This window comes from Kitasatospora sp. NPDC001664 (assembly GCF_053596675.1).
On record NZ_JBSFGS010000021.1, the window covers coordinates 90798 to 105168 of the forward strand.

Here is a 14371-nt window from a genome sequence, read left to right on the forward strand (position 1 = left end):
GGGCCCGTCAGCCGAAGAGCAGCTTCCAGGTGTGCGGGCCCGGGTAGCCGTCCGCCTCGCTGCCGCTCCAGCCCTGGGCGCGCTGGAAGTCGGCGACGTTGAGCCGGTCGGCCTCGCCCCACTCCGGGCCGGGGCCCTCGGTGTAGTGGCGGCCGTAGCCCTTCCTGACCAGCTGTTCGCCGAGCTGCCGGACGGACTCGTTGGACTGCCCGGGGCCGAACCTCTCCGCGCCCGGGTACGGCGGTGCGGCCGGGGACGGGGCCGGCTGCGCGGGCGGCGGGGCCGGTTGGCCGGTGGCGGGCGGGATGTCCTTGCCCTGGTGACGGACCAGCAGCTCCCAGGTGTCCTTGCCGGGGTAGCCGTCGGCCTCGGAACCGCGCCAGCCCTGGGCGAGTTGGAAGGCCTCGGTGGCCCGCCGGTCGGCCTCGCCCCAGCTCGGGTCGGGGCCCTCGGCGTAGAACCGGGTGCCGCCGCGCTGCACCAGCATCTCGCCCAGCCGCTTCACGTACGGGTTGGACTGCCCGGGCCCGAACTTCTCCGCCCCGGGGAAGGCGTCCGGGGACGGGTCGGGCGCCGGGGCCGGGCCGTCCAGGCCGAGGTAGCGGTAGGCCACGTAGGAGGAGGCGTTGTTCCAGTACGCGTACGGGGTGGTCCGCTTCCGGGTGGCCGGCCTGGTCTGCTCGTAGGCCAGGTACTTGGTGCGGGCGGAGTCGGCCCAGCCGCCGAAGACGACGGTGTGCGAGCCGCCGGCCGGGTCGGCCGCGTTGTTGTAGACCAGGATGTCGCCCGGCTGGAGGTCGGCCCGCGCTATTCGGGTCGCGTAGTCCGGCAGGGTCCAGGTGGTCTGGCTGCTGCCGAGGCCCCAGGCCATCGAGACGTAGCCGGAGCAGTCCTGCCGGTACCCGTCGGACCAGTAGCTGCCCATGCTGTACGGCACCTGCTGGTCGATCCAGCGCTGCGCCCGGGCCATGATCTCGGCCCGGGTGGTGGCGCGCACCGCGCGGAGCGACCGGGTCTGGGCGGCGGCGCCGCCGCGCAGCGGGGCGACCGAGCCCTGCGGGGTGGAGCCGCTCTCCGTCCCGGCGGGGGCGGGGGAGGGGGACGGCGCGGCGGCGGCGACGGAGCCGCCGCCGAGCACGGAGCCGACGGCCGCGAACAGCAGGGCCGCCCGGCGGGCCCCGTGGGCGGAGCGGTGGCCGCCCTCGGCGACCGGGGCGGCGTGCAGCCTGGCCAGCCGGCGGGCCGAGCAGCCGCCGCAGCGGCAGTCCCGGTCCGGTTCTATCTCGGTGAACTCGATCAGCACGGTCGGAGCCTTCCTCTCCTCGGGTGTACCGGAGGGGATGTGTTCCACCGTCAGATTGCGACATATCACCTGAAAAGCTGTGAATTTGGTGAGAGCGGGCCGGAGGTGGGGTGTGAGGCGGGATGAGGGGGTGGAGCCGGAGAGCGGGTGGGGGGACGCCCGGAGGCCGGCCCCGGGGTGGGGCCAGCCTCCGTGGTGGGGGTGGTGGGGTCAGGCGGCGAGCTCGGGCTCGGCGGCCGGGGCGGGGGCGTCCTTCTTCCTGTCCCGCATCACCAGCCCGGCCAGCAGGGCGGCGGCCAGCACGCCGACCGCGCTGATGGTGAGGGTGGTGGACATCGAGGCGGTGAAGGCCTCCCGGGCGGTCCGGACCAGACTCGCGTCGCCCCCGGCGGCGGCCAGCGCCCCGGAGATCGAGCCCTTCGCCAGGTCCGAGGAGCCGGCCGGCATCTCGGCGGCGAACCGGCTGGTCAGCAGCGAGCCGAGGATGGCGATGCCGAGCGCGGTGCCGGACTGCTGGATGGTGTCGTTCAGGGCGGAGCCGACGCCGGCCTGCTCCTCGGGGATGGTGCCCATCAGGGCGTTGATCGCCGCGGGCATCGCCAGCCCGGCGCCGAGGCCGAGCAGGCCGAGCGCCACGGCCGGGACGGTGAAGCCGCTGTCGGCGTCGACGGTGGTGAAGAGGAGGAAGGAGGAGGCCATCACCAGCAGGCCGGTCACCACCACCGGGCGGTTGCCGAGCTTGGCGGCCAGGCCGGCGCCGGCGCCGTTGCCGATCAGCGCGGCCACGGCCAGCGGGAGGAAGGCCAGACCGGCCTCGACCGGCGAGTAGTCCAGCACGAACTGCAGGTACTGGGTGAGCACCAGCAGCAGGCCGCCGTTGCCGATCTGAACCAGCGTCAGGGAAAGCGAGCCACCGCTGAAGTTGCGCTGCTTGAACAGCACCAGCGGGACCATCGGCTCCGGGTGGACGTTCTCCCAGACCACGAACCCGGCCAGGGCGGCGACCGCGACCAGCAGGGTGACCAGACCGCGGCCATCGAACGCGCCGTGCTGCGGGATCTCGATGATCCACCAGATCAGCGCCGTCATGCCGACCGCCGAGAGCACCGCACCGATCGGGTCGGGCTTGCGCCAGGGGCCCTTGGACTCGGGCATCAGCAGCAGGGCGGCGGCGATCGCCACGGCCACCACCGGGACGTTCACGAAGAAGATCGAGTGCCAGGAGAAGTGGTCGATCAGGAAACCGCCCAGCACCGGGCTGCCGACCAGGCCGAGCATCGAGACCGAACCCCAGGCCGCCATCGCCTTGCCGCGCTCGTCCTCGTCGAAGACGGTGATCAGGATGGAGAGCGTGGACGGCATGATCAGCGCACCGCCGACGCCCATCGCGATCCGGGCCGCGATCACCTCTCCGGGGTTGGTGCAGACCGTCGCGGCCAGTGAGGCCAGGCCGAAGAGCAGCAGACCGGTGATCATCACCTTGCGGCGCCCGAAGCGGTCACCCAGGCTGCCCGAGGTGAGCAGCAGGCCCGCGAAGACCAGCACGTAGGAGTCCAGGATCCACTGGATGTCCTGGGCGCTCGCCCCGATCTCGGCGGTCATCGCCGGCACCGCCACGGTCAGCGCCATGCTGTCGACCACCAGCACCAGGGTCGCCAGGCAGAGCACGACCAGGATCCACCAGCGGTGGGGATTGCGGGATTCCATCACTCTGCCCTCTCGGCTGCGCACACTGTTCCTTCGGTGAGAACACTGTACGCAGCTGCGTACAGTGTTCGCAAGAGGCGAGCTGTGTACGCTGGAGCGAACGCCGTACGCACGGAGAAGACGGAGGAGGACGCATGGCAGCCAAGGCCGCACCCGTCGCATCGGTCTGGGCCCGGGAGCAGCGCGAACCCGACCAGCCGGGCCTGAGCCGGGCCGGGATCGTCCGGGAGGCGATCGCGATGCTCGACGCGGAGGGCGTGGAGGCGCTCAGCATGCGCAAGCTCGGCGCCCGGCTGAACGCCGGGGCCACCTCGCTCTACCGGCACGTCGCCACCAAGGACGAGCTGATGGAGCTCGCGGTGGACGAGGTCGCGGCCGAGATCTCGGTGCCGCCGCCCGGCGGGGCGGACTGGCGGGCCGACGTGACGGCCGCCGCGCGGTCCTTCCGGGACGCCTCGCTCCGGCACCCGTGGCTGTCCTCGCAGCTCGGCCAGGCCGGGCTGGCCTACCTGGGGCCGAACCTGATGGCCTATTCGGAGAAGCTCGCCGCGCTGGTCACCGTGGTCGGCTTCGAGGAGCCCTCACGGGCCATCGACGTGGTCTTCGCCTATGTCATCGGCATGACCACCACCGAGTCGGCCTGGCTGGCGACCATCGCCCGCTCGGGCGAGACCGAGGCGGAGTTCATCGCCAACCGGATGCCGGCCGCCCTCGTGGCGGCCTCCGACCACGCACACCTGACGGCGGCCTACGGGACGGTCGCCCCCGACCCGGTCGCCATCCGCGAGGACAAGTTCACCGACGGCCTGGAGATCATCCTGGACGGCCTCGAAGGCAGGCTGAACGCAAGGCGTTAGTGGCTACGCCGCCGGGGGCGCGAGGAACTGCGCGAGTCGGAAGGCGGCTCACCTGCAACTGAGGCTCCGTCAGCCAGTTGCAGGTGCTGCCGTTCCCCCGCGCGCAGTTCCTCGCGCCCCTGGGCGCTGCATGGTGCCGCGCCTGCGGGAACCACCGCGTCGCTCAGCCCTCGGGCCCGAGCAGCGCGGCGAGCGCGCGGCGGATCTCGGCGCGGCTGGGGTCGACCCCGGCCCAGGCGGCGTGGCCGTCGGGGCGGACCAGCAGGGTGGTGTCGCGGAGCTTGCCGTGCGGGGAGGCGGGGGCGGCGGCCACCGCGCGGTCGGCCCAGGGTTCGAGGACGGTGCTGAGGTCGTCGTTGGAGACCAGGACGGCCTTGCCGCCGCGCAGCGCCTCGTAGAGCCGGGTGGGGGCGCCGGGGGCGTCGACGGCGAGGCGCAGGTCGGGGATCCGACGGCCGGTCAGGTGGTGGGTGCCGCTGGGGGCGGGGTAGTCGATGCCGATGCCGGAGATCCGCTTGACCCCGGCCTCGCCGACCGGGCCGAGCCGGTCGCCGAGGACGCCGACCGCGCCGCGCAGCAGCCGGGCCGGGGCCGAGCCGCCGAGGGCGACCCGGACCAGGGCGCCGGAGCTGAGCACGGCGGCCCGGCCGACCGGCCAGCGTTCGGTCTGGTAGCTGTCCAACAGGGCGTCAGGGGCCCAGCCACGGACGGCTCCGGCCAGCTTCCAGCCGAGGTTGGCGGCGTCCTGGAGGCCGGTGTTCATGCCCATGCCGCCGGCCGGGGAGTGGCAGTGGGCGGCGTCGCCGGCCAGCAGGACCCGGCCGGAGCGGTAGTTGGGGGCCTGGCGTTCGTCGCTGTGGAAGCGGGAGAGCCAGCGGGCGTCGTGCAGGCCGTGGTCCTCGCCGAAGGCCTCCCGGGTGATGGCGGCGATCTCGTCGAGCTCGACCGGTGCGTCGTCCGGGAGTTGGTGGTTGCGGTCCCAGGCGATCACCCGGTACCAGCCGTCGCCGAACGGGACCAGGAAGGCGAAGCCGTTCTCCCCCGCGCCGACGTTCAGGGTGTCGGCCGGCGGCCGCTCCAGCCGGACGTCGGCGAGCAGTACGGAGTTGACCACGGACTGGCCGGGGAAGGGGATGCCCAGCAGGTCGCGGACGGCGGAGCGGACCCCGTCGGTGCCGACCGCGTAGGCGGCGGTGTAGGTCCGGCCGTCGCGGGTGTCCAGCTCGACCCGCTGTCCGTCCTGCCGCAGGTCGGAGACCTCGGCGCCCCGGACGATCACCGCCCCGGCCTTCACCGCCCGCTCCTGGAGCAGCCGTTCGACGTTGTACTGCGGGGTGATCAGGACGAACGGGAAGCGGGAGTGCAGCCGGTCCAGCCGGGCCTCCAGGCCGCCGAACAGCCGCAGGTGGTCCAGGGTGGTGCCGGTGGTGATCAGCTCGTCGGCCAGGCCGCGGGCGTCCAGCTGTTCCAGGGTGCGGGCGTGCACGGCGAAGGCCCGGGTGAGGTTGGACTCGGTGGTCCGCTTCTCCAACACCGTCACCCGCAGCCCGGCGGTGGCCAGGTCCCCGGCCAGCAGGAGCCCGGTCGGGCCCGCGCCGACCACCACCACATCGGATGCCAGCTGCTTCTCGGACATGCCCATCTCCCGTTGATCGGACCAGCGTTCGAGCCGGGCCCGCACACTGCCCGGGCCTTCTAAGCTTCCTCTCAGCCTTCCATCATCGCGGGCCCATCAGTCCCTGTGAATCTCACTGACATGACTGAGCCCGCAGCTCGGGGCACGACCGTGGTCGGCCCCGCTCCCGCCAGCGCCACCCCGACCCGGACCAAGCTGGTCGAGGTGGTCGTCCCGGTCTACAACGAGCAGCACACGGTGGAGAAGTGCGTCCGTACGCTGCACGACTACCTCTCCGAGACCTTCCCCTACCCGTTCCTGATCACCGTGGCGGACAACGCCAGCACGGACGGCACCTGGGAGGCGGCCACCGGGCTGGCCGCCGAGCTGCCCGGGGTGCGCGCGGTGCACCTGGACCTCAAGGGCCGGGGCCGGGCGCTCCGTCAGGTCTGGGGCGCCAGCGAGGCCGACGTGGTGGCCTACATGGACGTGGACCTCTCCACCGGTCTGGAGGCCTTCCTCCCGCTGGTCGCCCCGCTGCTCTCCGGCCACAGCGACCTGGCCATCGGCAGCCGGCTGCACCGCGGTTCGGCGGTGGTGCGGGGCGCCAAGCGGGAGTTCATCTCGCGCACCTACAACGTGCTGCTGCGGGCCACCATGGCGGCCAAGTTCTCGGACGCCCAGTGCGGCTTCAAGGCGGCCAGGACCGAGGTGGTGCAGCGGCTGCTGGGCTCGGTCGAGGACAACGCCTGGTTCTTCGACACCGAACTGCTGCTGCTGGCGGAGCGGTCCGGGCTGCGCATCCACGAGGTGCCGGTGGACTGGGTGGACGACCCGGACAGCCGGGTGGACATCGTCCGCACCGCGCTGGACGACCTGCGGGGCATGGTCCGGGTGGCGCGCCGTTCGCTGAGCGGCGCCGAGCGGGCGGAGCAGCTGCCGACCAGGGTCCGGCAGGCCCGGATGCCGGCCGCCCTCGGCTGGCAGCTGGCCAGCTTCGCGGTGGTCGGCACCCTGTCCACCCTGGCCTATCTGCTGCTCTACCTGCTGACCCGTCAACTCGCGCCCGCCTTCTGGGCGAACGCCTTCGCGCTGGCCGTCACGGCGGTCGGCAACACCGCGCTCAACCGCCGCTTCACCTTCGGCGTGACGGGCAGTCAGGACGCCCTGAAGCACCAGGTCGAGGGCGGTGCCGCCTTCCTGATCGGCCTGGCGCTGAGCAGCGGCGCCATCGCCCTGCTGCCGGACGGCGCGTCCCACCCGGCCGAACTGGCCGCCCTGGTGGGGGCCAACGCGCTGGCCACCCTGGTGCGCTTCGTGCTGCTGCGGGTCTGGGTCTTCAACCCCCGCCGTCGCCAGGGGAGGTGAGGGCGCCGGCTCCGGAGCCGTGCAGGGCTCCGGGGCCGGCGGACCGGTCAGTTGTGGCGACGGACCTCGACGGTGCGGAAGCGCGAGGCCACGAAGGCGCCGTCGCAGTAGGCCGCGTTGGCCGCCGGGTTGGCGCCGGTGCCGTGCAGGTCGGAGAAGGCGGCGGTCTGGTTCGGGTAGACGCCCCCGGTGAGGTTGAGCGAGAGCGAGACCCCGGAGTCCAGGGCGGCGGCGACCAGGGCGGCCTCCACCTCGGCGTCCACCGTGTACGCGGAGGCGGTCATCGCGCCCTGCTCGCGCACGGTGCGGGCCAGCAGCTCCACCGCGGCCTCGGCGGACTCGACCGCGACCAGGAAGGAGACCGGGCCGAAGCACTCGCCGGCGAAGGCGGTCCGGTCGTCCGGCTTGTCCGCGTCCACCTTGACCAGCGCGGGGGTCCGGATGGTCGCGCCGGGGAACTCCTCGGAGGCCACCGCCCGCGGGGCCAGGGCCAGTTCGCCGTACTCGCCGTCGGCGGCCCGGGTGCTGCGACCCAGCACGCCGGGGTTGACCACGGCGCCCAGGATGGCGGCGGCCCGGGCGTCGTCGCCGAGCAGCTTCTCGATCGCGTGGGCCAGGTCGGCGGCCACCTCGTCGTAGGACTTGCCGCCCTCGTCGGTGCGCACGCCGGTGCGCGGGATCAGCACGTTCTGCGGGGTGGTGCACATCTGGCCGCTGTAGAGCGAGAGCGCGAAGGCCAGGTTGGCGAGCATGCCGCGGTAGTTGTCGGTGGACTCGACGACCACCGAGTTGACGCCGGCCTTCTCGGTGTAGACCAGCGCCTGCTTGGCGTTCTCCTCCAGCCAGTCGCCGAACTGGGTGGAGCCGGTGTAGTCGATGAGCTTGATCTCCGGGCGCACGGCCAGGGTGGCGGCCAGCGTGCCGCCCTCGTCCTCGGCGGCCAGGGTGACCAGGTTCGGGTCGAAGCCGGCCTCGGCCAGCACCTCGCGGGCGATCTGCACGGTGAGCGCCAGCGGCAGGACGGCCCGGGGGTGCGGCTTGACCAGCACCGGGTTCCCGGTGGCCAGCGAGGCGAACAGGCCGGGGTAGCCGTTCCAGGTCGGGAAGGTGTTGCAGCCGACCAGCAGCGCGAGGCCGCGCGGCACCGGCACGAAGTCCTTCACCATCGAGAGCGGGTCCCGCTTGCCCTGCGGCTTGGTCCACTGGGCCTGGGCGGGCAGCCGGGTCTGCTCGATGTAGGCGTAGGCCACCGCCTCCAGACCGCGGTCCTGCGCGTGCGGGCCGCCGGCCTGGAAGGCCATCCCGTACGCCTGGCCGGTGGTGTGCATCACGGCGTGGGCGAACTCGTGCGAGCGCGCGTTGATCCGGGCCAGGATCTCCAGGCTGACGGCCGCCCGGGCCTCGGGCCCGGCCGCCGCCCAGGCCGGACGGGCCAGCTCCATGGCGCCGATCAGTGCCTCGGCCTCGGCCTTCGGGTAGCGAACGCCCAGCTCCGGGCCGTACGGGGAGGTCTCGCCGCCGACCGTGGAGCCGTCGCCGGGCTGCCCCTCCAGGGTCAGCGAGGTGCCGAGCAGCGCCTCGAAGGCGGCCTGCCCGTCGGCCTGCCCGGTCTCGCCGTACGCCTTGGGGAACTCCGGGTACGGCGACCAGTAGTCGCGGGACCTGGTGGCCTCCACCGCACTGGTGAGGGTGGCCTGGTGACGTTCGATCAGCTCGGCGACGACGGGGTGGCTGGCCGCTGCGGTCATGACGCGCTCCTTTTGGGGCGGACTGGTCACCCCTCAGGGTAACCGAACGATCGGTCGGGTCAATGGGGCGGTGGAGTGACCCGGGGGCGCACGGGTGATACTCGTTCACATGGCCGAGAACACCACCCGCACCGCCTACACCGTCGACTCGCTGCTCGCCGTCACGGTCGGGGTCTTCAACGAGCGCGGGTACGACGGCACCTCGATGGAGGACCTGTCCCGGGCCGCCGGGATCTCCAAGTCCTCGATCTACCACCACGTGCGCGGCAAGGAGGAGCTGCTGAAGCTCGCCGTCGGCCGCGCGCTGGACGCGCTGTTCGGCATCCTGGCCGAGCCGGAGGCGCTGACGGGCCGTGCGGTGGACCGGCTGGAGCACGTGGTGCGCCGCACCGCCGAGGTGCTGATCACCGAACTCCCGTACGTCACGCTGCTGCTGAGGGTCCGGGGGAACACCGCGACCGAGCAGTGGGCACTGGAGCGGCGGCGCGAGTTCGACCACCAGGTGGCCGAGCTGGTCCGCGAGGCGGTGGCCGCGGGGGAGCTGCGCTCGGACGTGGAGCCCCGGCTGGCCACCCGGCTGCTGTTCGGGATGATCAACTCGATCGTGGAGTGGTACCGGCCCGGCGGCAAGCACACCGACGGGGTGGCCGAGGCACTGGTCCACCTGGCCTTCGACGGGCTCCGCGGCTGACGGTGGGGGGTGGCAGGCTGCGGGCATGACCGAGATGCCCGCACACCTCGCCCCGCCGCTCGCCGACGACCCGCGCGAGCCGCTGCCGCTCACCGGCTCCGAGCGCGAGCTGCTCACCGCGTTCCTGGACTGGCACCGGGAGACCTTCCTGCTCAAGTGCGCCGGCCTGACCGACGCCGAGCTCTCCACCCTGCCGGTCGAGCCCTCCACCCTGAGCCTGCACGGTCTGCTGCGCCACCTCACCGGCGTCGAACGCTGGTGGTTCCGGATCCAGTTCGCCGGGGAGGAGCTGCCGCTCCTGTACTACTCCGACGAGGACCCGGACCAGGACTTCGAGCACCTGGACGGCAGTGTGGCCGAGGCCGTCGAGGCCTGGCGCGCCGAGGTCGCGGAGTCCCGCCGGATCACCGCCGAGGCCGCCTCGCTCGACGTCACCGGCACCCACCGCGCCTCCGGGCAGCCGATCTCGCTGCGCCGCATCCTGATCCACACCCTCGCCGAGTACGCCCGCCACAACGGCCACGCCGATCTCCTCCGCGAACGCCTGGACGGCACCACCGGCTACTGACGAACGCGCCGCGGCCACCCCAGGGGCGCGAGGAACTGCGCGAACCGGAAGGCGGACCAGCGTGAGATCGGGGCACGCGAGCCAGTTGCACGTGTTGCCGTTCCCCTGCGCGCAGTTCCCCGCGCCCCTGCGGGGCGCAAGCGGTGTCCTAGACCGGCGGTACCTGGTCGGTCTCCTCGAAGACCAGCAGGGTCTGGGTGGCGAGTACCTGCGGGATGTTCTGGATCTGGCCGAGGACCAGCTCCCGCAGGGCCCGGTTGTCGGCGGTGTGGACCAGCAGCAGCACGTCGAACTCGCCGCCCACCAGGGCGATGTGCGCCACGCCGGGGAGGGCGAGCAGCTGCTCGCGGACGGTCCGCCAGGAGTTCTGCACGATCTTCAGGGTGATGTACGCGGAGGCGCCCTGCCCGGCCCGCTCGTGGTCGACCCTGGCGGCGAAGCCGCGGATCACGCCGTCCTCGACCATCCGGGAGATCCGCGCGTAGGCGTTGGCCCGGGAGACGTGCACCCGCTCGGCCACCGAGCGTATCGAGGCCCGTCCGTCCTGCTGGAGCAGCCGCAGGATGGACCGGTCGATCCGGTCCAGGTTGGACGTCTGTTCAGTGGACACGGCCCCCGACCCTCCCGCTGTGGACATGCTGTCACCAGAAGACTGCTGTTCGGGCCGATTGTCCACCACTACGGCACAGCTGTGGCCAGATTGAACGGACAACCGAACAATCGGTAGGGAGAGGGCGCTCCGGCGACCAGCCCTGCCACCCCTCGTGCACCACCGGCATGACCCCGCCCCTGCCGCACCCTCCCCCACCCTCTGGAGGTGCCCGAGATGACCGTTCTCGACCACCGACACCTGGCCGGCGACGTGCCCGGCTGGCGCCCCGGCGCCTCCGGCCCGCGGATCGACCCGGCTCCGCTGCTGCCGGACCACGAGCCCTACCGGATGCTGGGCACCCCGGCCGCCGAGAAGGCCGAGCCGCTGCTGCTCACCGAGCTCTACCGCCGCCTGGTCGCGGGCCGCCGCTACAACCAGCAGGCCACCACGCTGACCAAGCAGGGCCGGCTCGCGGTCTACCCGGCCTCCACCGGCCAGGAGGCCTGCCAGGTGGCCGCCGCGCTGGCGCTCCGTCAGGACGACTGGCTCTTCCCCAGCTACCGGGACACCCTGGCCGTGGTCAGCCGGGGCGTCGACCCGCTGGAGGCGCTCACCCTGCTGCGCGGCAACGCGCACACCGGCTACGACCCCCGGGCCACCCGCACCGCCCCGCTCTCCACCCCGCTCGCCACCCAGGCCCCGCACGCGGTCGGCCTGGCGCACGCGGCCCGGCTGCGCGGCGACGACACCGTCGCGCTGGCCATGCTCGGCGACGGCGGCACCAGCGAGGGCGACTTCCACGAGGCGCTGAACTTCGCCGCCGTGCTGAACGCCCCGGTGGTCTTCCTGGTGCAGAACAACGGCTACGCCATCTCCGTCCCGCTCACCCGGCAGTCCGCCGCGCCCAGCCTGGCCCACAAGGCCGTCGGCTACGGCCTGCCCGGCCGGCTGGTGGACGGCAACGACGCGCTGGCCATGCACACCGTGCTCACCGAGGCGGTCGAGCGGGCCCGCTCCGGCGGCGGCCCGACCCTGGTCGAGGCGGTCACCTACCGGATCGAGGCGCACACCAACGCCGACGACGCCACCCGGTACCGCGAGGAGGAGGAGATCGCCGCCTGGCGGGACCACGATCCGATCCTGCTGATCGAGCGTCAGCTCCGCGAGGCCGGCCTGATGGAGGACGCGCTGGCCCGGGACGCCGCCGAGGCCGCCGAGGCGCTGGCCGCCCGGATGCGCAGCGAGTTCCACGCCGACGCGACGCTCGACCCGATGTCGCTGTTCGCCCACGTCTACGCCGAGCCCACCCAGCAACTGCGGGAGCAGGCCGATCAGTTGGCCGCCGAGCTGGCCGCCGAGGAGCACTCTCGATGACCACCGCCACCACCACCGGTGCCCAGACCCGCACCATGGCCCAGGCGCTCAACACCGCACTGCGGGACGCCATGCGCGAGGACCCGACGGTGCACGTGCTGGGCGAGGACGTCGGTCAGCTCGGCGGCGTCTTCCGGATCACCGACGGCCTGACCGCCGAGTTCGGCCCGGACCGCTGCCTGGACACCCCGCTGGCCGAGGCCGGCATCCTGGGCACCGCCGTCGGCATGGCGATGTACGGGCTGCGCCCGGTGGTCGAGATGCAGTTCGACGCCTTCGCCTACCCGGCGATGGAGCAGCTGTTCTCGCACGTCGCCAAGATGCGCAACCGCACCGCCGGGAAGCTCCCGCTGCCGATCACCATCCGCATCCCGTACGGCGGCGGCATCGGCGGGGTCGAGCACCACAGCGACTCCTCCGAGGCGTACTACGCCCACACCCCCGGCCTGCACGTGGTCACCCCGGCCACCGTGGCCGACTCCTACGGGCTGCTCCGCGAGGCCATCGCCTCCGACGATCCGGTGGTCTTCCTGGAGCCCAAGCGGCTCTACTGGGGCAAGGACCGGCTGGACACCGCCGCCGCGGTGGAGCCGATCGGCCGCGCGGTGCTGCGCCGCCCCGGCACCTCGGCGGTGCTGGTGACCTACGGGCCCTCGCTGCCGGTCTGCCTGGAGGCGGCCGAGGCGGCGAAGGCCGAGGGCTGGGACCTGGCGGTGCTGGACCTGCGTTCGCTGGTGCCCTTCGACGAGGCGACGGCCTGTCAGGTGGTGCGCTCGCTCGGGCGGGCGGTCGTGGTGCACGAGGCCTCCGGCTTCGGCGGCGCCGGGGCGGAGATCGCCGCGCGGCTGACCGAGAAGTGCTTCCACCACCTGGCGGCCCCGGTGCTCCGGGTGACCGGCTTCGACATCCCGTACCCGCCGCCGATGCTGGAGCACCACCACCTGCCGGGTGTGGACCGCATCCTCGACGCGGTGGCGCGGCTGCAGTGGGAGGACTGACCAGATGATGCCGGTGGTGCGCGAGTTCACCCTGCCCGACCTGGGCGAGGGGCTGACCGGGGCCGAGGTGGTCCGCTGGCTGGTGGAGGTCGGCGAGGTGATCGCCGTGGACCAGCCCGTGGTGGAGGTGGAGACCGCCAAGGCGGTGGTCGAGGTGCCCTGCCCGTACGGCGGGGTGGTGACGGCCCGGTTCGGTGCCGAGGGCGAGGAGATTCCGGTCGGGGCCCCGCTGGTGACGGTCGCGGTGGCGCCGGGCGAGGGCCCGCAGCCGCTGGCCGAGCAGGAGCCGGCGGTGGAGCGGCCGTTGGTCGGGTACGGGGTGGCCGAGCGGCCGGCCGGTGCGCGGCGGGCCCGGATCGGTGCGGGCGCGCGGAGCGCGGCTCCGGCCGCTCCGGTGGTGCCCGCCGCTCCGGTGGCTCCCGTGGCTCCCGTGGTGCCCGTGGCTCCCGTGGTCCCCGTGGCGCCCGCCGTCGTGGCGGTGATCTCGCCGCTGGTGCGGAGGATCGCCCGCGAGCACGACCTGGACCTGCGGACGGTGGCCGGCTCCGGCCCGGACGGGCTGATCCTGCGGCGGGACGTGGAGCGGTTGCTGACCGCTCCCGCCGCGCCGGTGGCGGCCCCGGTGGCCGAGGGCGTCGTCCCGCTGCGCGGGCTGCGCAAGGCGGTGGCCGAGAAGCTGACCCGCAGTCACCGGGAGATCCCCGCCGCGACCTGCTGGGTGGACGCCGACGCCACCGCCCTGATGGAGCTGCGGGCCGAGCTCAACCGGGCGGCCGGGCCGAAGATCAGCGTGCTGGCCCTGCTCGCCCGGATCTCCACCGCCGCGCTGGCCCGCTTCCCCGAGCTCAACTCCAGCGTGACGCCCGACGGTTCCGGCATCGTCCGGCACACCGCCGTGCACCTGGGCTTCGCCGCGCAGAGCGAGCGCGGTCTGGTGGTGCCGGTGGTGAGGGACGCGCACGCGCTCGGGACGGAGCACCTCGGTGCGGAGCTCGCACGGTTGACCGAGGCGGCCCGGGAGGGCCGGATCACCCCGGCGGAGCTGACCGGGGGCACCTTCACCCTCAACAACTACGGGGTCTTCGGAGTGGACGGCTCCACGCCGATCCTCAACCACCCGGAGGCGGCGATGCTCGGCGTCGGCCGCATCACGCCCAAACCCTGGGTCCACCAAGGGGAGTTGGCGGTCCGTCAGGTCACCCAGCTCTCCTTCACCTTCGACCACCGGGTCTGCGACGGCGGTACGGCGGGCGGCTTCCTGCGGTTCGTCGCGGACTGCGTGGAGCAGCCCGGGACGCTGCTGCGGCAGCTCTGACGGCCGCTGTGGGCGCGGGAGGGTAGCGCTTCGGGGGCCTTGTGTCCGGGCTTCCGAGGATTTGTCGGATGAGCTTCACGGTCGTGCCACGCTGCTGAGCCTCAGCAACTGGCACGACCGGAAGCGAAACGATTCTCTTGGGCACTCGTCAAATCGCGGTGAAGACAGCCCCGTTGAGGGTCCGGGCGGGGCGCGGCTCGGTCGCGGTGGCCGCCGTACCGGGCATGCCGGAGAC

General features: G+C 73.2%; 12 protein-coding genes. 7 read left to right on the forward strand and 5 right to left on the reverse strand.

The window, feature by feature from the left end; translation table 11 throughout:
• Window positions 1–7: 7 nt before the first annotated feature.
• Both ACWCYY_RS27330 and ACWCYY_RS27335 read right to left on the reverse strand, forming a co-directional pair.
• A complete protein-coding gene (locus tag ACWCYY_RS27330) occupies window positions 8–1303 on the reverse strand; it encodes a peptidoglycan-binding protein (RefSeq protein WP_449797546.1) in 1296 nt (431 codons plus the stop codon).
• Between the two features lie 210 nt (window positions 1304–1513).
• The gene (locus ACWCYY_RS27335) at window positions 1514–3010 is read right to left on the reverse strand and encodes an MFS transporter (RefSeq protein WP_345290562.1); all 1497 of its coding nucleotides are present in this window, start codon (window positions 3008–3010) and stop codon (window positions 1514–1516) included.
• Window positions 3011–3144: 134 nt separating this feature from the next.
• On the opposite strand from ACWCYY_RS27335, the gene ACWCYY_RS27340 reads away from it, so the two are divergent.
• The gene (locus ACWCYY_RS27340; protein WP_345288863.1) at window positions 3145–3867 is read left to right on the forward strand and encodes a TetR/AcrR family transcriptional regulator; all 723 of its coding nucleotides are present in this window, start codon (window positions 3145–3147) and stop codon (window positions 3865–3867) included.
• Window positions 3868–4030: 163 nt separating this feature from the next.
• Here the strand turns inward: ACWCYY_RS27340 and ACWCYY_RS27345 are convergent, their stop codons facing one another.
• Window positions 4031–5503: an FAD-dependent monooxygenase gene (locus ACWCYY_RS27345; protein WP_345288864.1), complete on the reverse strand. Its 1473-nt coding sequence runs from the start codon at window positions 5501–5503 to the stop codon at window positions 4031–4033.
• Between the two features lie 120 nt (window positions 5504–5623).
• Here ACWCYY_RS27345 and ACWCYY_RS27350 point away from each other — a divergent pair, with 120 nt between their 5' ends.
• The gene (locus ACWCYY_RS27350) at window positions 5624–6850 is read left to right on the forward strand and encodes a bifunctional glycosyltransferase family 2/GtrA family protein (RefSeq protein ID WP_345288866.1); all 1227 of its coding nucleotides are present in this window, start codon (window positions 5624–5626) and stop codon (window positions 6848–6850) included.
• Window positions 6851–6897: 47 nt separating this feature from the next.
• On the opposite strand, the gene paaN is transcribed toward ACWCYY_RS27350, so the two are convergent.
• Window positions 6898–8598 carry a phenylacetic acid degradation protein PaaN gene (paaN, locus tag ACWCYY_RS27355; RefSeq protein ID WP_345288867.1) on the reverse strand — a complete coding sequence of 567 codons (1701 nt, stop codon included), beginning with the start codon at window positions 8596–8598 and terminating at the stop codon, window positions 6898–6900.
• Window positions 8599–8707: 109 nt separating this feature from the next.
• Between paaN and ACWCYY_RS27360 the strand changes: the two genes are divergently transcribed.
• Window positions 8708–9289, forward strand: a complete 582-nt coding sequence (locus tag ACWCYY_RS27360) for a TetR/AcrR family transcriptional regulator (RefSeq protein WP_345288869.1) — start codon at window positions 8708–8710, stop codon at window positions 9287–9289.
• Window positions 9290–9314: 25 nt separating this feature from the next.
• The gene (locus ACWCYY_RS27365; protein ID WP_380149519.1) at window positions 9315–9857 is read left to right on the forward strand and encodes a DinB family protein; all 543 of its coding nucleotides are present in this window, start codon (window positions 9315–9317) and stop codon (window positions 9855–9857) included.
• 148 nt (window positions 9858–10005) lie between these two features.
• Here the strand turns inward: ACWCYY_RS27365 and ACWCYY_RS27370 are convergent, their stop codons facing one another.
• Window positions 10006–10494 (reverse strand): Lrp/AsnC family transcriptional regulator, encoded by a 489-nt coding sequence (locus ACWCYY_RS27370; RefSeq protein WP_449797547.1) that lies wholly within the window; start codon window positions 10492–10494, stop codon window positions 10006–10008.
• Window positions 10495–10683: 189 nt separating this feature from the next.
• On the opposite strand from ACWCYY_RS27370, the gene pdhA reads away from it, so the two are divergent.
• From pdhA to ACWCYY_RS27385, 3 genes are read left to right on the forward strand one after another with little or no spacing between them, the layout of a single operon-like run.
• Window positions 10684–11823, forward strand: a complete 1140-nt coding sequence (gene pdhA, locus ACWCYY_RS27375) for a pyruvate dehydrogenase (acetyl-transferring) E1 component subunit alpha (RefSeq protein WP_380149518.1) — start codon at window positions 10684–10686, stop codon at window positions 11821–11823.
• Window positions 11820–12821 (forward strand): alpha-ketoacid dehydrogenase subunit beta, encoded by a 1002-nt coding sequence (locus tag ACWCYY_RS27380; RefSeq protein ID WP_345288873.1) that lies wholly within the window; start codon window positions 11820–11822, stop codon window positions 12819–12821. Before pdhA ends, ACWCYY_RS27380 begins: the two co-directional genes overlap by 4 nt.
• Before the next feature lie 7 nt (window positions 12822–12828).
• A complete protein-coding gene (locus tag ACWCYY_RS27385; RefSeq protein WP_449797567.1) occupies window positions 12829–14136 on the forward strand; it encodes a dihydrolipoamide acetyltransferase family protein in 1308 nt (435 codons plus the stop codon).
• The last annotated feature ends 235 nt before the right edge of the window (window positions 14137–14371 follow it).